The 16,498-nt window shown below is 66.5% G+C and carries 14 protein-coding genes; 10 read left to right on the top strand and 4 right to left on the bottom strand.

What is annotated here, in order from left to right:
* Positions 1 to 2 precede the first annotated feature (2 nt).
* The 5 genes from AC2D10_RS04935 to AC2D10_RS04915 all read left to right on the top strand — a co-directional run bounded on the left by AC2D10_RS04935 (position 3) and on the right by AC2D10_RS04915 (position 4,615).
* Entirely contained in the window at positions 3 to 767 is a 765-nt protein-coding gene (locus AC2D10_RS04935) for a biotin--[acetyl-CoA-carboxylase] ligase (protein ID WP_484710827.1), read from the top strand.
* Positions 768 to 823: 56 nt separating this feature from the next.
* Positions 824 to 1,378, top strand: coding sequence for a PH domain-containing protein (locus AC2D10_RS04930; RefSeq protein ID WP_484710825.1), 555 nt, complete (start codon positions 824 to 826; stop codon positions 1,376 to 1,378).
* Positions 1,379 to 1,451: 73 nt separating this feature from the next.
* A complete protein-coding gene (locus AC2D10_RS04925; protein WP_484710824.1) occupies positions 1,452 to 2,576 on the top strand; it encodes a 5-(carboxyamino)imidazole ribonucleotide synthase in 1,125 nt (374 codons plus the stop codon).
* A 120-nt stretch (positions 2,577 to 2,696) separates the two neighbouring features.
* Positions 2,697 to 3,164, top strand: a complete 468-nt coding sequence (purE, locus tag AC2D10_RS04920; protein ID WP_484711806.1) for a 5-(carboxyamino)imidazole ribonucleotide mutase — start codon at positions 2,697 to 2,699, stop codon at positions 3,162 to 3,164.
* The gene (locus AC2D10_RS04915; RefSeq protein WP_484710823.1) at positions 3,161 to 4,615 is read left to right on the top strand and encodes an LCP family protein; all 1,455 of its coding nucleotides are present in this window, start codon (positions 3,161 to 3,163) and stop codon (positions 4,613 to 4,615) included. The genes purE and AC2D10_RS04915 overlap by 4 nt, the downstream gene beginning before the upstream one ends.
* 182 nt (positions 4,616 to 4,797) lie before the next feature.
* Here AC2D10_RS04915 and AC2D10_RS04910 read toward each other — a convergent pair whose 3' ends face one another.
* Complete coding sequence (locus AC2D10_RS04910) at positions 4,798 to 5,367, bottom strand: hypothetical protein (protein ID WP_484710822.1); 570 nt, start codon at positions 5,365 to 5,367, stop codon at positions 4,798 to 4,800.
* 152 nt (positions 5,368 to 5,519) lie between these two features.
* On the bottom strand, positions 5,520 to 7,289 hold the full coding sequence (locus AC2D10_RS04905) for a DUF4012 domain-containing protein (RefSeq protein ID WP_484710821.1): 1,770 nt from the start codon (positions 7,287 to 7,289) through the stop codon (positions 5,520 to 5,522).
* A 129-nt stretch (positions 7,290 to 7,418) separates the two neighbouring features.
* On the opposite strand from AC2D10_RS04905, the gene AC2D10_RS04900 reads away from it, so the two are divergent.
* Positions 7,419 to 8,492 carry a glycosyltransferase gene (locus tag AC2D10_RS04900; RefSeq protein WP_484710820.1) on the top strand — a complete coding sequence of 358 codons (1,074 nt, stop codon included), beginning with the start codon at positions 7,419 to 7,421 and terminating at the stop codon, positions 8,490 to 8,492.
* A gap of 16 nt (positions 8,493 to 8,508) precedes the next feature.
* Here the strand turns inward: AC2D10_RS04900 and AC2D10_RS04895 are convergent, their stop codons facing one another.
* Entirely contained in the window at positions 8,509 to 9,249 is a 741-nt protein-coding gene (locus tag AC2D10_RS04895; protein WP_484710818.1) for an ABC transporter ATP-binding protein, read from the bottom strand.
* Positions 9,233 to 10,102 carry an ABC transporter permease gene (locus tag AC2D10_RS04890; RefSeq protein ID WP_484710815.1) on the bottom strand — a complete coding sequence of 290 codons (870 nt, stop codon included), beginning with the start codon at positions 10,100 to 10,102 and terminating at the stop codon, positions 9,233 to 9,235. The genes AC2D10_RS04895 and AC2D10_RS04890 overlap by 17 nt, the downstream gene beginning before the upstream one ends.
* A gap of 150 nt (positions 10,103 to 10,252) precedes the next feature.
* Between AC2D10_RS04890 and AC2D10_RS04885 the strand changes: the two genes are divergently transcribed.
* Genes AC2D10_RS04885 through AC2D10_RS04870 form a run of 4 tightly spaced genes read left to right on the top strand, consistent with a single transcriptional unit; the run spans position 10,253 to position 16,498 of the window.
* Positions 10,253 to 12,211, top strand: coding sequence for a DUF6541 family protein (locus AC2D10_RS04885; RefSeq protein ID WP_484710813.1), 1,959 nt, complete (start codon positions 10,253 to 10,255; stop codon positions 12,209 to 12,211).
* A gap of 52 nt (positions 12,212 to 12,263) precedes the next feature.
* Positions 12,264 to 13,154: a glycosyltransferase gene (locus AC2D10_RS04880; RefSeq protein ID WP_484710812.1), complete on the top strand. Its 891-nt coding sequence runs from the start codon at positions 12,264 to 12,266 to the stop codon at positions 13,152 to 13,154.
* A 57-nt stretch (positions 13,155 to 13,211) separates the two neighbouring features.
* Positions 13,212 to 14,348, top strand: a complete 1,137-nt coding sequence (locus tag AC2D10_RS04875) for an NAD-dependent epimerase/dehydratase family protein (protein ID WP_484710811.1) — start codon at positions 13,212 to 13,214, stop codon at positions 14,346 to 14,348.
* Positions 14,345 to 16,498 (top strand): acyltransferase family protein, encoded by a 2,154-nt coding sequence (locus AC2D10_RS04870; protein WP_484710810.1) that lies wholly within the window; start codon positions 14,345 to 14,347, stop codon positions 16,496 to 16,498. The genes AC2D10_RS04875 and AC2D10_RS04870 overlap by 4 nt, the downstream gene beginning before the upstream one ends.

Here is a 16,498-nt window from a genome sequence, read left to right as displayed (position 1 = left end):
TCGTGGAACTTCCTCGCGCGCGACAGGTCGCCGGTCACCTCGAGACGGTGCCCGCCACCGGCTCGACCAACGCAGATCTGCGCACGCATGCGGCCGACGAGGACGCCTGGCCGCATCTGTCGGCTCTCGTCACCGACAATCAGACAGCGGGAAGGGGGCGCCTCGACCGCGTGTGGACCGCGCCGCCCGGTGCGTCCTTGGCCGTCTCGGTGCTGCTGCGTCGGCTTCCTTCGGATCCGACGGCACGCGGCTGGATCCCGCTGATCGCGGGGGTCGCCATGGCCGACGCCGTGGCCGCACAGCTCGACGGCCACGAGGTGGCGGTGAAGTGGCCGAACGATGTGCTGGTCGACGACCGCAAGATCTGCGGGATCCTGGCCGAAGGGGTCGCTGACGCGGTGATCGTGGGAGCCGGCGTGAACACGGCGATGACGACAGACGAGTTGCCCGTGCCGACCGCCACCTCGTTCGCTGTTCTCGGCGCCGAGGTCGACCCCGATCGTCTGATCAGTGACTATCTGGAGTCGCTCGGCGCGCAGCTGGCGGCGCTCACGGCATCCGACGACGCCGTGCGCAGCGGGGTCCACGCGCAGGTCACTCGACGATGCGCCACTCTCGGGCGCCGCGTGCGCGTCTCGCTGCCGGGCGATCGGGTGCTCGACGGTGAGGCCACGGGGCTCGACATCGACGGTCGTCTGCTCGTCACGGCCGAGGGCGTACAGCACGCGATCTCGGCCGGAGACGTCGTGCACGCGCGACTCATCTGACCCTGACACGCCGCGGGGCAGCCGCCGACGTCGGCGATCACAGGCACAATGGTGGGGTGACGCAGCCTGTGACTCTCGGAGGGCGCCCGATGATGCCGCCGCCCGGCGTGCCGTCGGAAGAGCTGATGATCGCGCGGTTCCGCGGTCACGCCCGTCGGCTGTTCTGGTCGGCCCTGGTCATGATCGCCGTGTTCGGGGCGACGGCGTACTTCTACGACAACCTCCCCGAGCCCTTCGAGAACTGGATGCTGCTGGCCGCCGCCGGGGGAGCCCTGCTGCTTCTGGTGATCGTGCCGTTCGTCGTGTGGTTCTCACGGAGCACGACCGTCACCACCCGTCGCGTGATCTCGCACCATGGCATCGGCTCAGCGCAGCGACGCGAGATGTCGCATGCGCGCGGCTACACGATCTCCGTCCGCCGCGGACCGCTGCAGCGACTGTGGGGAACAGGCTCGATCACCCTGTCCAACGGCGTCGACTCGCCGATGCGCCTGCTGAACGTGCCGAACGTGACCCTGGTGCACGAGACGCTCGCCGATCAGATCGAGGTCAGTCAGATCCTGGCCCACCGCGACGCGCAGTCATCGACTGACGGGGTCTCCGAGCGCTGAGTCCGTCCTGTCTTCGCTGGTGATGCGTGCGCCTCGGATGCGAGAGAATGATCACGACGAATGGAGGCGGCACATGGCGCTGCGTGTAGGCGTGATCGGCGGAGGACAGCTCGCTCGGATGATGATCGCTCCGGCGGTCGAACTGGGGCTGGATCTCAGAGTCCTGGCCGAGGGCGAGGGCATGTCCGCCCAGCTCGCAGCGACGGCCGTGGGGGACTATCGCGACATCGACACGGTCCGACGCTTCGCGCAGGACGTCGACGTCGTCACATTCGACCACGAGCATGTGCCACAGGATGTGCTTCGCGCGCTCGTCGCCGACGGCGTCGCCGTGCATCCCGGTCCCGACGCCCTGCAGTACGCGCAGGACAAGCTCGTCATGCGCGCCAAGCTCGCGGAGCTGGGCGTTCCGCAGCCGGACTGGGCCGCCGTCCGCACTGCCCACGAGCTGACGGCCTTCCTCGACGCGCACCGCGGTGCCGGCGTGGTCAAGACACCGCGGGGGGGATACGACGGCAAGGGGGTACGGGTGATCCGTGCGGCGGGCGACGCGCAGGACTGGCTCGACGCTCTCGCTGACGACGATGCACTCCTCGTCGAGGAGCTGGTGCCGTTCGTCCGCGAACTCGCGCAGCAGGTCGCCCGGCGAGTCAACGGAGACGTTGTGTCCTACCCGGTGGTGGAGACCGTGCAGCGCGATGGCGTCTGCGCCGAGGTCATCGCCCCGGCACCTGCCGCGTCCGCACGGCTCAGCGAGGTCGCCGAGGGCATCGGCCGCAGCATCGCCGACGGCCTGCAGGTCACCGGCATGCTCGCCGTCGAGCTGTTCGAGACCGACGACGACCGCATCCTCGTCAACGAGCTGGCCATGCGGCCGCACAACAGCGGCCACTGGAGCCAGGACGGCGCGGTCACCGGACAGTTCGAGCAGCATCTGCGCGCGGTGGCGGATCTGCCGCTGGGCAGCACGAGCCCCCGCTCCGACTGGTCGGTCATGGTCAACATCCTCGGCGGCCCGACGGAGGGGAGCCTCGGTGACCGGTTCACTGCCGCGATGGCCGAGCATCCTGCCGCCAAGATCCACACCTACGGCAAGGATCCCCGTCCCGGGCGCAAGGTCGGCCATGTGAACGTCGTGGGCGATGACCTCGACGATGCGGTGTACGAAGCTCGAGCCGCAGCCGCGCATTTCCTCTGAGTCCGGCGAGTTCTGCGTGTGCAGCCGCGTGCCGTGGGGGGAATGTTCAGCGCCAGACCGTAGCCTGAGTGGGTGACCGAGCCACTGCATTCATCCGCCGCGCCCCTCGTCGGCGTCGTCATGGGTTCTGATTCCGACTGGCGCGTGATGAGCGACGCGTCACAGGCTCTCTCCGACTTCGGGATCCCCCACGAGGTCGAGGTGGTGTCGGCTCACCGCACGCCCGACAAGCTGATGAGCTATGCCCGTGAGGCGCGCTCGCGCGGACTCAAGGTCATCATCGCCGGTGCCGGGGGAGCGGCCCATCTGCCGGGCATGCTCGCGTCGATGACCGCGCTGCCCGTCGTCGGCGTTCCCGTCCCGCTCGCCTATCTCGACGGCATGGACTCGCTGCTGTCCATCGTGCAGATGCCCGGCGGCATCCCGGTCGCCACCGTCTCCATCGGCGGCGCGAAGAACGCCGGCCTGCTCGCGGCTCGCATCCTCGCGGTGGCCGACGACGACCTGGCCGACCGCGTCGAAGCGTATGCGAAGGACCTCGAGGCGCAGGTCGAGGAGAAGAACGAACGGTTGAAGGACTCGCTGTGACCCTGGCGCCGCCGCGCGTCTCGGCTCGACCGCTGATCGAGACCCGTCCGCTGCGTCATCCGAATTCCGCCGACGCCGGCACCATGTCGAAGCGCGGCTGGTGGCTGATCATTCTCAATCTGCTGATCCCCGGATCCGCGCAGGTGCTGGCGGGAAATCGACGACTCGGCCGCATCGGCATCGGAGCGACGCTGACCGCCTGGCTCCTCGTCGTCGTCGCCGCGGGTCTCGCGCTCTTCGCGCGCCCCGTGCTGCTCTGGCTGACGATCGGCGCCGGATGGTTCTCGGCACTGATCCTCACTTTCGTGCAGGTCGCGCTCGTGGGTTTCGCCGTGCTGTGGGTCGTGCTGACCTTCGACACGCTGCGGCTGGTGCGTCTGGTGAAGGTTCCCGGAGCTCACCGGCTCGCGATCCCGGTGGTCGCCCTCATCCTGATGGGGTTGGTCGGCGGTGCCGTCGCGTACGGCGCGACCGTCGTCGGGTCGACCCGCAACACGATCGGCTCGATCTTCGGCCAGAGTGCCCCGAGCCTGCCGCCGAGCGACGGCTACTACAACATCCTGCTCCTGGGAGCCGACAGCGGCGACGGCCGTGACTCCATGCGGTTCGACAGCATCTCCGTCGTCTCGGTCAACGCCGATTCCGGCGCCGTCACGATCACCGGCATCCCGCGCGAGCTCCCGAACGCGCCCTTCAGTGAGGGCAGCCCCATGCAGGAGCTCTACCCGAACGGCTTCGAGGGCCACGGTTCGTCGAACTGCGGGTGGAACGGATGGATGAACCACGTGCGCAACGCCGCGGAGATCTGCCGCGACGACAAGGGCACCGGGCTCTACCCGGACGCGGACGCGCTGGGGTCCGATCCCGGCATCGAGGCGACCAAGGATGCCGCCGAAGGCGTGCTGGGGATCGAGATCCCCTACTACGTGTTCGTCGACATGCACGGATTCGCGCAGCTCGTCGACTCGCTCGGGGGCGTCGACATCAACGTCACCGAGCGTCTGCCCAAGGGCGGTCCGCCCGAGGGATGGAGCGGCTCCGACGTCAATGAATGGGCGATCGGATGGATCGAGCCCGGCCAGCAGCACATGGACGGCGACACCGCCCAGTGGTACGCGCGATCGCGCTACACCACGAGCGATTGGGACCGCATGAAGCGTCAGCGCGAACTGCAGGAGGCGATCCTCGGCCAGTTCACGCCGCAGACCGTCCTGACCCGCTTCAACGAGGTCGCGGCAGCCGGCACGGCGCTGATCGACACGGACCTGCCGCAGGACAAGCTGCCGGAGTTCTTCGACCTGATGCTCAAGGCCAAAGAGCAGACTGTCGCGACGATCGAGCTCACGCCCGAGAACGGCGTGGACGAGTTCCAGCCGGACTACGGGTACATCCACTCCATGATGCAGCAGGCGTTGCACCCGCCGACCGAGACGCCGACGCCGACTCCCTGACCTTCGGGCTCTCCCACCCGCTTCGGCTCGGCACGATGGCGCAGAGCAGCCCACGGCCGCTCTCGACAGGCGAGGAGCGGCCGTGGGCTTCCGGTACGTGGACCGGAGTCACCAGACGACGGTGATCGGAGGGGGAGGGATCACCGTCGTCCAGTCGACCACCGCGCGAGCGGCGATCGGATCTAGGCGCGCTTGCGGCGCGCGGCTCCTGCAGCGACGAGAGCGCCACCGGCGACGAGCGCGACAGCGCCGCCGCCCAGGATCCACGGCGACACGCTTCCGCCGGTGAGTGCCAGTTCGAGACCCGAACCGGTGAGCGGAAGCTCCGAGCCCGCCGCGGCAGCGGCGGCCGGGTCGTTCGCGCAGCTTGCGCCGGCGCCCTGCGAGACCGTGATGGTCGCGGTGTACGAGCGCGAGCCCGAGAAGGCGAGTGCGTACGATCCGTCACCGTCGGACGGCGGACGGAACGTCAGCGTGAGTCCGCCGTCGGAGCCTGCGGTGTTACCCGAGACGGCCGAGTCGGCGGCGTTGAGACCTGACACCGAGACGCCCACGTTCTCCGACGGCAGGAAGTATCCCGCGCCGAAGACGACCGTGGACACCTCGCAGGTGTCGATGATCGGGTCGTTGACCTTGGCGCCAGGCGCGTCGGAATACGAACCGGATGCGGTCGGCACCGATGACGGTGCGGCGGTGGCGGCGGCCGGTGCGATGAGCACGAGTGCGCCGACGGTAAGGCTGATGGCAGCCATTTTTTTCAGCATGATTCTCCCCAGATTTCACGCGGAATCGCCTCGAATACACCCCTGCATTCGATGGCGTGGATTCCCCTGCCCCCACGGCAGGATGACAGAACCCAATATATTCCCCAGTGAGATGACAGTACCCTATCGAGGGTCGAAAGTCACGATGCGCAGGTCAGCTCGCTGCGTGTCGTCTTAGGCTCCACGATCAGCGGGGTGTGCTGCACCTGCGTGAGCCGCTCTCCGGCGCCGGTTCCCTGGAACTCGACGGTGATCGTTGTCGACTCGCCCGGGGCGAGCACGACCTCATGCTGCACTGCGGAGCGGTCGCCGAGGGTCGTGGTCTGCACGCCCTCTTCGGCACCGTCGCGATCGATGTGGGAGGGCATGGCTCCCTCCGGTCCGTACACGGCGATGAGAGTGCGCACGGAGCCCGCCGGCACGCCGTCCTCGTAGAAGCCGTTCGCCGTGACGTACGCGGGAAGCGCCGTCGCAGCGTCCGCCGGCGCCGTGTTCGTCCAGGTGACCGTGACCTGCGTGGTCGGCTGTCCTTCGCAGGTGCCGATCGCCGTCTGGATCGACGCCCGGGTGTAGTAGTCCATCTTGCCGCCGGTGCTGTCGTTCATCAGCACACCGACGTACGTCGCGTCCTCGCCGTCCGTGGGCAGGGTGCCGCCGAGCGTGGAGGCGGCGAGGACGGCCTGTTCGTCTTCGTGGGCGCTCCAGATGCGGATGCGGTCCTCATCGGCCGACTGCGACAGCGCGCCGATCAGCGCCGCCGGATCGCCGCCGGAGAGGGCGGCGCCGAACAGCCCGCTCGACGCCTGCGCGAAGATCGCGTCCTGACTGGCCGGATCGGGGATCGCGGCATAGATCTCGGAGAGCAGGATGTCGACGATCGTGTCGGCGGTGGCGGTGAAAGGCCCGAACGTGAGATCACCCGTCGCCTTCATGAGATTCGCCGCGACAAGGGAGTCGACGGCGATGACGCCATCGATCTGGCCGCCGAATCGTCCCTGCCAGCGCGCCGCGATGGTCGGTGCCGCCTCGGCGAAGTCCGGGATGCTCGTGATGTTCTGCAGGTATCGCCCGGGCCGGTCCTCGAACAGTGCGAGCGTGGAGTCGCTGACGGGCAACCCCTCGTCGAGCGAGGGGAAGTCGAGGGTCGAGGCCTGCTGCACCAGTGAGACGGTGCCGTTCTCGGCGTGGAGGAGAGCGATGGAGCCGATGATCCCGCCCGAGGATCGCAGTTCGGCGTTGTTCTGCATGGCCAGTACGTAGTTGCGCGGACCTTCGCCGCCCAGCATGCTCGGCAGCAGCACGGATGCGCCGTGCAGCGCGCCGATCGCCGTCGCGGCCTGCGAGACGGTCGAGCGCATCTCGCGGACGGCGTCGGCCAGTGGAGGGAGGGTGGCGTCGGCGTCGATCTTCTTCGCGCGGGAATCTGCGGCACTCAAGGTGTCGCTGGCCTGTCCGAGAGGCTTCTGGATCGCGGCGAAGGGCGTGAGATCGATCGTGCCACCGGCGAAGCCGAGACCTCCCAGATCGAAGCCGTCGGTGACGTCGAGCAGGGGAGTGAGCGCGCCGTCGGCGACGTCGTCCGCGATATCGGCGATGTCGCTCACGGCTCGGAAGTTCGGTCCGAGCCACGGCACGAAGCCGTAGGCGAGCCAGACCGGGTCGGAGGTGAGCTCATGCGCCGACCGTGCGTGGTGCGCGATGCGCTGCGCGATCGGCTCGGCACCCTCGAGGTCTCCCGCGGCGATCGCCTTCTTCAGGGCGGACCCGCTCGTGGCCACCTGCTGCAGATCGCTCACTGCACCGATCCCGCGGATACCCACCCAGCCGAGCGACACCACCAGAAGAGTCAGGAAGATGCCGATGGTCCATCCGATCCATCGGCGGCGTACAGGAAGTCGGCCGTCGCTCACGTGAGCATTCAAGCATGAACAGCCCGATTGCCCCGCCGTGCGGCCTGATTGCTGAGGGATTGCTGACATTCCCGCGGCTCGGTGTCAACGCTCCACGGGCTTGGAGGCCCGGGCGGTTAACCTGGGGCCATGGGTGCTCGACTGCGTGTTGTTCTGGATCAGCTCGTGCATGTCGTCGACGCCGACCACGCGTCCGCCGCGCTGGATCTGACCCGCGGCCTGCTCGCGACCACGCCGTCCGGCGCTGCTGTGGATGCGATCGTGCCCGCCGGTGCCGAGGTTCCGGTCGCCGGGGTGTCGTCGGTGCGCACGCTCTCCCTCGCCCGCCGGGAACTCGCCGCGTCCTGGCAGATGGGGATCGCGCCGGGTGTCGGCGGCGGCCTCATCCACTCAGCGACGCTCATGGCCCCTCTCGTGAGGCATGACCGGCTGCACGACAACGATCAGACGACCGTCACCCTGTGGGACCTGCGGGCCTGGGACGAGCCCGACTCCCTGCCCCGCAACACCGTCGCTTGGCAGCGCGCGATGCTGCGTCGCGCTGTGAAGCATGCCGACGCCGTCGTGGTTCCCTCACATGCCGTCGCCGAGCGGCTGGGGGAGTTGGCGAAGTTCGGCGGCCGGATCCGTGTGATCGCCGGGGCCCCTCCGCACGGGTTCGCCGTGCCCTCGAACGCGACCCAGCGGCGCGAGAGCCATGCGGTGCCGCAGGACTACGTGGTGCTGACCGGCTCCCGCGCGACGCTGGCCGACGGTTTCCGCGGCGCCGTGGCCGCCGGAACGGAAGCCGTCGTGCTCGACGCGCCGGAGGGATCGGAGCCCGCGCTGGCCGAGATCGCCTCGGCGGCCGGCCTGCCCGAGAACCGGGCGCACATCCGCGGCACGCTCGACGAGGAGGACCGTGCTGCCGTGATCGGCGGAGCGGCGGCATTCGTGGCCACCGACGGTGTCGCGGCATGGCCGTGGCGCGCCGTGGAGGCCATGAGTCTCGGCGTTCCCCTGGTCGGGATCGATTCCGCGGTGAACCGCGACGTCATCGTCGACGGCGGCTCGCTGGTTGCCGCATCAGACCTCCCCGACGCCGTGGCTGAGGCCGTCGGCGACAGCTCGCAGCGACTGCGGGTGCTGGCATCCGATCGGGCGCGCGCATTCTCCTGGGCGAGCGCGGCCGAACGCGTCTGGGCGCTGCACGCCGAACTCTGAGCGGAGCGATCTCGCGTCAGGCGCGCATCAGCTCGACGGCGTCCTTACTCGGCCCGTCGAAGCGCACCTTGCCGTTTCCGATGACGATGCCGCGCTCACACAGGTCAGAGACCATGTTGAGGTCGTGACTCACGACCACCAGAGTCTTTCCCTGGGAGTGCAGCTCACGGACGCGCGTGATGCACTTGCGCTGGAACGGCTCGTCGCCGACGGAGAGGATCTCGTCGATCAACAGGATGTCGACGTGCGTGTGGATGGCGACGGAGAAGGCCAGGCGCAGAAACATCCCTGAGGAGTAATGCTTGACCTCGGTGTCGATGAACTTCTCGATCTCGCTGAACTCGACGATCGCGTCGAACTGCTCCTTCGTCTCCTTTTTCGACATGCCGAGGATCGCCGCGTTGAGGTACACGTTCTCGCGTCCGGACAGATCCGGGTGGAACCCGGCGCCGACCTCGATGAGCCCGGCGACGCGGCCTCGTGTCAGCACCTGGCCCTCGTCGGGGCGCAGCACACCCGAGATCAGCTTCAGCATGGTGGATTTACCCGACCCGTTGAAGCCCATGAGCGCGACGGCCTCTCCTTCGCCGATGGAGAAGGAGACACCGTCCAGCGCTTGGAACTCTGAGGTGAGCGGCTTGCGACGCATTGCTGCGACGAAGGTCTCCTTGATCGAGTGGGTGTGACGCAGTTTGAAGTGCTTGTGGACATCCTCGACGAAGATGCGCGGTGCGGGTGTGTCAGAGATCTTGAGCAAAGCGACCCTCCAGGCGGCGGAAGACGAGCTCCCCGATGATCAGGATGACGAGAGAGACTCCGAGCGCGATGGCGGCGTGGAGCCACAACGAGGGGAGCGTCTCGGCGCCGGCGGGCGCGAGCGGGTGCCAGATCCCCAAGTGGAAGAGTTCGACCGCCGCGGTGATGGGATTCAGCGCGTAGAGCTGGAACAGCCAGTCCGGCACTTTTCCGGCCACCATCTGCCACTGGTACATCACCGGCGATGCCCAGACGGAGATCATCACGATGATCTCGACGAAGCTCTGCGCGTCACGGAATGTCACGTTGATGGCGCCGAAGAGCAGACCGAGGCCGGTCGCCAGCAGGGAGATGATCACGAGGCCGAGCAGCAGCGCCAGCACCCCCTCCGGGGTCGGCACCCACCCGAAGAAGAGCGCGATGACCACGACGACCACGATCTGCGGAACAGTATTGATCGCCGCCACCATCGTGCTGGCGATGGGGAACATCTGGCGGGGGAAGTAGATCTTCTTGATCAGCGCGGCGTTGTCGACGAGCGATCGCGTCGCGTTCGCGAACGACTCGTTGAAGAACGTCACCGCGGTGATCCCCGAGAGCAGGTACAGCGGGTAGTACTCGATGCTGTCGTTCAGGTTGAGGAACACCCCGAGAGCGAAGTAGAACACGAGGAACTGGATCAATGGCTTCACATACGACCAGAGCCAGCCCAGGACGGATCCGCGATACCGGATGCCGACCTCTTTGCGCACGATGAGGCTGAGCAGATACTTGCGGCGGAACACGTCGAAGAGACCGTTCGTCCCGCCGGGTTGCGTCAGCTTCTGATCAGTCGACAGAGTAATCTCGGACACGGCGTTCTCATCACCTCCGTTAGCGTTCTGAGTTCGGGGGGCGAACGCCTCGTCAATCATAGGTTGTCGTCGCTGTCCGGTCTTTCAGCGTCGTGATCGGCGGTGTGTCGGCCCGCGCTCAGGCGCCGTGGCTAAGATCGACGCCTGCGGATGTCCTCCGTTCCCCGGAAGAAAGGTGCCGCTCTCATCGTGTGGTTCGACCTCGTAGTGGCCGTCCTCGCCAGCATCGGCGTCATCGGGATTCCAGGACTCCTGGTCGCCTTCGTGCTCGGGATGCGTGGTCTCACGTTATGGGCGCTCGCGCTTCCGGCAGGAACGACGATCGTTGTCATGGCAGCGCTTGCCGCACCCTTCGTCGGGATGTCGTGGGGAATCCTCCCCGTCGGGTTGATGACTGTGATCATCGCAATCGTCGCGGCAGTGCTCAGATTCGCGCTCTGGCGCTCGTCTGCTCCCGCGTTCACCGGGAGTCCGCGAGGGGCGATCGCTGCGATCGCTGGGGCGTGCCTCATCGTGATCATTCAGCTGGTCGCCGTGATCCATGACCCGCAGAACATCTCGCAGACATTCGACAACATCTTCCACCTCAACGCGATTCGTTACGCCCTCGACACAGGAGCCGTCTCTCCACTGACGATCGGCTCCATGACCAGTGGCCCCAGTGGGGGCCTGCCGTTCTATCCGTCCGGGTGGCATGCGGTGGCGTCGCTCGTGGTGCACATCACCGGTGTCACGATCCCGCTGGCATCCAACGCGATCATGATCTTCTTCGCAGCGGTAGCCTGGCCGCTCGGTGTCGTGTTCCTGGTACGGACGCTGTTCGGGCCCTCGACCGCCATGCTCGTCACCGCTGCGGCGGTCAGTGTCGCGCTCCCGGCGTTTCCGCTGCTGCTCATCGAGTACGGGGTTCTCTTCCCGTACATGATGTCGCTGAGTCTGATCGCTGTGCCCATTGCCCTCGTCTTCGAGACATGCCGACGCGCCACTTGGCGGGAGCGGTGGCCGTTCATCGTGGGCGCGCTCGGAAGCCTTCCGGGAATCGCCATCGCGCATCCCGGCGGCTTCGTAGCGCTCCTGGTCTTCACGTCCGTGCTGCTCGGCGTCGTCTGGGTTCGGCTGCTCTTCTCGACTGCGTCGCGCAGGGAGAAAGCCATGGCCTCGCTCGGGGCCGCCGGCTACATCGCGGCTGCGGTTACCTTCTGGTACGTGCTGCGCCCGCCTGCCGCCGCCCGCACCTGGCTTCCGGACGAGACCGTGGGCCAAGCGATCGGAGAGGTGCTCACCGTGTCGGTCTGGGCCGCGCCCATGAACCTCGTCGTCGCAGTGCTCGTGATCGTCGGCGGAGCGGTGGCGGTGCGACGACGCACCGCGGCCGACTGGACGGCGCTCGGCTTCCTTGCAGCCGCTGCCGGACTGTATATCGCAGTCTCCGGTCTCCAGTATCTGGTGCCGCGCGACATCCTCACCGGTGCCTGGTACAACAACGCACCGCGTCTCGCTGCGCTTCTTCCCCTCGCGTGGGTCCCGCTCGCGGCGGTCGGAGGTGCACGGATGTGGGAGGTACTGGGGAGCTGGCTGGCGCGCGTCACGCAGCCTCGTCTGCGCACGGCGCTCGCCGCGACGGTTGCCGTGGTCACCCTCGTCGTCATACCCCAGGTCGGCAACATCCGCCAGGCGGTGTCGAGCGCTGGTGGAGCGTTCGCCGTGACCGACGCATCGCAGTTGCTGACCACCGACGAGCTCGCTCTGCTCGATCGTCTCGATGATCAGGTGCCGGAGGACGCTGCGATTCTCGGCAGCCCGTGGACCGGAACAGCGCTCGCGTATGCGCTTGCGGACCGCAACGTGGTGCTGCCGCATACTTTGATGGACATCACCGAGGACATGTCACTCGTCCTCGACGGTCTGGACACCGCTCGCCCAGGATCCGACGTCTGCGACGCCGTGGATCGGCTCGGAATCGAGTATGTGCTCGACTTCGGAACGCAGGAGGTCAACGGCGGGGAGCACAGCTACCAGGGAATGGATCGGCTGAGCTCGTCCCGCGCTGTCGCGGAGGTCGACGCGGAGGGCGAGGCGGTCCTCTACGAGGTCGTGGTGTGCGAGTGATGTCCCGAGCGACAGACGCTCAGTGGAAGACAGCGGGAGATGAGAGAGCACGATGACGTTGGAGATCTTCGTTCCGTTCTGGGGCGATCCCGAGTTGCTTTACAAGACGGTCGACTCTGTGCGCGCGCAGCGAAACGGTGACTGGCGACTGATCGTCATCGACGACTGCTACCCGGACCAGTCTGTGCCTGCCTATTTCGCTGCCATCTCGGATGACCGCATTATGTACGTTCGCAATGAGACGAACCTCGGAATCACAGAGAACTATCGTGAGACCATCCGCCGGGCGACGACGTCTCATGTCACTATCCTCGGCTGCGACGATCTGCTGCATCCGAACTACGTCGACGTCATCGGCCGAGTGATCGAGCGCATCCCGACCGTCGACGTGATTCAGCCCGGAGTGCAGGTCATCGATGAGAGCGGCGTCGTGATCCGCCCGCTCGTCGACCGCGTCAAGCAGGGCCTCCTCGCCCCGCGCGGTGGCGAAGGGATCGCTCTGCTGGCTGGGGAGCAGATGGCCACAAGCCTGATCCGCGGGGACTGGCTGTACTGGCCCTCGCTGACCTTCCGAACCGAGACCCTGAGGCGCATCGACTTCCGCGACGGGCTGCCGATCATCCAGGACCTGGCTCTTCTGATGGACATCGCATTCGATGAAGGGTCCCTCGCCTACGTGCCGGAACTCGCCTTCTCGTACCGTCGTCACGGATCGAGTGCGTCGCAGAAGACGCTGTTGGACGGACGTCGCTTCCGCGATGAGCGGGCCTACTTCGCGATCGCTCGAGGGCTGGCTGTCGACAAGCGCTGGGCACGAACGAGTCGCACAGCGCGCGTGCGCCTGATGTCGCGCTTGCACGCCGTCTCCGAGCTGCCGGGCGTCCTCCGACACGGGAACCGTGCTGGGCTAGAATCGACGCTGGCGCACATCTTCGCCATCTGAGCCGCAGACAGGCGCGCAGCGAACGCCGTGCCGACTCACTCGCAGGAGGATCCCCGTATGTCCGAACACGTGCTCATCACCGGCGGCGCGGGCTTCATCGGCACCCGTCTCGCGGCTCGCTTTGCGGCAGACGGGCACAGCGTCACGGTCCTCGACTCTCTGATCCCGCAGGTCCACGGTGAGAACCCGACGGAGACGTCGCCCTTGCTGCGTTCGCTCGACGGCGTGGCCGACGTCATCGTCGGAACCGTCGCGTCGAAGGATGACCTGCGCACCGCGCTTCGGGGTGCGAGCATCGTGGTGCACCTCGCAGCCGAGACGGGGACCGGGCAGTCCATGTACGAGATCGATCGCTACGTCGAGGCGAATGTGGGCGGTACCGCGAAGCTGCTCGACATCCTGGCGAACGACGACACCGACGTGCGGAGAGTCGTCATCGCGTCTTCGCGCTCCATCTACGGCGAGGGCGCGTACGAGACCGCCGACGGCCGCCGGGTCTATCCGGGTCACCGCGCCGACACGGACATGGCCGCCGGCGATTTCGACGTTCACGCCCCGGGCGAGGGGCAACTTCGGCTCGTCCCGACGGATGAGAGCGCCCTGCTGCACCCGTCTTCCGTGTACGGCATCACGAAGCAGATGCAGGAGTCGCTCATCATGACGGTCGCTCCGACGATCGGTGTCGAGGCGACGTCGGTGCGCTATCAGAACGTCTACGGCCCGGGGCAGTCGTTGAAGAACCCCTACACGGGCATCCTCTCGATCTTCTCGACGCTTATCCGTCAGGGCAAGGACATCAACATCTTCGAGGACGGCGAGGAGAGCCGGGATTTCGTCTACATCGACGACGTCGTCGAAGCGACTTACCTCGCAGCCACTGACGCGCGTGCGGCAGGAGAGACCTTCAACGTCGGCTCGGGCGTCGCGACCACGGTGAACGACGTCGTGGCAGCTCTCTTCGAGGCCTTTGGGCGCGAGGTGCCCACGCGGATCTCCGGCAACTACCGTCTGGGTGACATCCGACACAACGTCGCCGACACCACCCGTCTCGCGACCACCCTCGGCTTCACGCCGCAGGTCGACTTCCGCGAAGGTGTCGCGGCCTTCGTGGACTGGGTCCTCACGGAGCCCGTCGAAGAGGACGGCTACCAGCGCTCCCTCGACGAGATGAGCAAGCGGAACCTCCTGAAGTGACGTCAGCACCGCCCGATCGGCGATTCGCGAAGACGCGAAGCGACTTCCCACGCACTTCCGCCGTCGGAAAAAGGCGAGATATTCAGGGCCTCCGTGCTCTCGCGGTGTCTCTGGTGGTTGTTTTCCACTTGCTGCCGACAGCTCTTCCGGGCGGATACATCGGCGTAGACGTGTTCTTCGTCATCAGCGGATTTCTGATCACAGGTCATCTCCTGCGAGAACTCGAGAGAAGCGGCACCGTCAACATCGCCGAGTTCTGGGCACGCAGAGTCCGGCGGCTCCTGCCGGCGTCCTTGCTCGTGCTCGCTGTGTGCGCTTTGCTCACACTCTTCGTCATGCCGGGGATCACGCGTGAGCAGAATCTCATCGAGATCGCCTTCGCCTCGGGGTACGCACTCAACTGGAACCTCGCAGCGGGAGCGATCGACTATCTCAACGCTACGAACCCTACCTCCCTCGTCCAGCACTACTGGTCGTTGTCGGTAGAAGAGCAGTTCTATCTTGTCTGGCCGCTCATGCTGGCAGCGGCGGCTGCGATCGCCCTGCGAAGGAACGTCAAGCGGGCTCGAGCGGGCGGGACTCCGCATCCTTCAGCGTCGATCGCAGTGCGACGCGCAGTGTGGATCGTCCTGCTCGCGGTCTTTGTGCTTTCGTTCCTCTTCTCGATTGTCGAGACCGCCCGGTCCCAGCCGTCTGCGTACTTCATCACGACCACTCGCGCGTGGGAGTTCGCGCTGGGGGCGCTGGTCGCTTTGATGCCATCGGCGCGGGTCGGCGAGAGGAGTCGTATCGCTATCGGATGGGTGGCGTTGGCCGCGATCATCTGGGCCGCCTTCGCGTTCGGCCCTGACACTGCGTTTCCCGGTTCCATTGCATTGGTGCCGGTAGGGGGAACCGCGGTCTTGATCTGGCTCGGGGACCATGCGCAACGATTCTCCCCTCAACGCATGGCTCAGGGCGCCCCTGTGCAGGTCCTGGGCGACCTGTCCTACTCGATCTATCTCTGGCACTGGCCGCTCGTGATACTGGTGACCGCGTTCGTGGACCTGCCGCTGTGGATGAGATGTCTCATCATCGTTGCCGCCACTCTGGCTCTTGCGCTCCTGACCGAGCGCTTTGTCGAGCGTCCGTTCAGGCGACCGACAGGGCTCCTGGGGAAGCGCTCGGTGACCTTCATCGCGATGTTCGCCAGCATCGCTGTGATCATGGCAGTCGTCGTTCCGCAGGCATTCGCCATCAAAGCGTCGATCGACGAGCGTCAGCAGGAACTGCAAGGTCAGATCACAGGGGATGGTCCGAATGGAGCGTCCGGCTGTGTCGGAGCCCAGGCCGTGTACAACGACTGCGCATCGCCATTTGAATATACCGAGTCTGTGGATCCCACCTTCGCGCAGGGCGACGGTCCCTGGGCGTGGTTCGAGTCCGAGCCCGCGCTGTCCTGCGATAGCCGCACGGTCGGATCATGGATCGAGCGGTCGTGTTCATTCCCCGGGGACCGAGCGGCTACAGAGACCGACGTCCTCGTGATGGGGGATTCGCACGCGGACCACATCATCTCACCGCTCGAGCGCCTGGCGGCGTCCAACGGGTGGAGTCTGCACGTTGAGACCCGCCAGGCCTGCAATCCGTTCCGGCTCAGCGCTGCAGACGACGACGAGAACTCGGCACGCTGTGCGCAGTGGGGTGCGTCGACCATCGCGGATGCGGTCTCCGATGAAGATATCGATGTCGTGATCGTCAGTACGCGTTCAGATAGCGGGGTCTGGGTAGAGAACGCGAAGACCGGGTTCGAAGCGCTCGTGGCGGCAGGGAAGACGGTGATCATGGTGACAGATGTACCGAATGTCGATGGTCGCTTGGCATCGGACGGTGCGCTTATAACGGGCCCTGCATGCGTTCTGGAGGCCGGTGCCGTAGACGATGCGTGCTCATGGCCCGACGTGTCCGAAGGTGACTGGCTTGTCGAAGCCGCGAGATCTTCGGGGATCGCTGTCGTAGACCTGCGCTCCGTGCTTTGCCCGGACGGAACCTGTCACGCCGTCGTCGGCGGTGTGATCGCTTACGCTGACGAGAATCACCTGAGCGCCTCCTATGCGCTCAGCTTGACCGGATGGTTTGCTCGCGAGCTCGCCCCTCTGATCTCACAGTGA

The organism is Microbacterium sp. PI-SA-G (assembly GCF_057215335.1).
The sequence above is the reverse complement of the archived record's forward strand: the minus strand, read 5'-3'. Positions and strand labels throughout refer to the sequence as shown.

Bases quoted from the DNA above. Each gene is read 5' to 3' on its own strand.
- AC2D10_RS04925 (WP_484710824.1), top strand. From the start codon at position 1,452: ATGGCGCTGCGTGTAGGCGTGATCGGCGGAGGACAGCTCGCTCGGATG.
- purE (WP_484711806.1), top strand. From the start codon at position 2,697: ATGGGTTCTGATTCCGACTGGCGCGTGATGAGCGACGCGTCACAGGCT.
- AC2D10_RS04910 (WP_484710822.1), bottom strand. From the start codon at position 5,367: ATGGCTGCCATCAGCCTTACCGTCGGCGCACTCGTGCTCATCGCACCG.
- AC2D10_RS04900 (WP_484710820.1), top strand. From the start codon at position 7,419: ATGGGTGCTCGACTGCGTGTTGTTCTGGATCAGCTCGTGCATGTCGTC.
- AC2D10_RS04885 (WP_484710813.1), top strand. From the start codon at position 10,253: ATGTCCTCCGTTCCCCGGAAGAAAGGTGCCGCTCTCATCGTGTGGTTC.
- AC2D10_RS04880 (WP_484710812.1), top strand. From the start codon at position 12,264: ATGACGTTGGAGATCTTCGTTCCGTTCTGGGGCGATCCCGAGTTGCTT.
- AC2D10_RS04875 (WP_484710811.1), top strand. From the start codon at position 13,212: ATGTCCGAACACGTGCTCATCACCGGCGGCGCGGGCTTCATCGGCACC.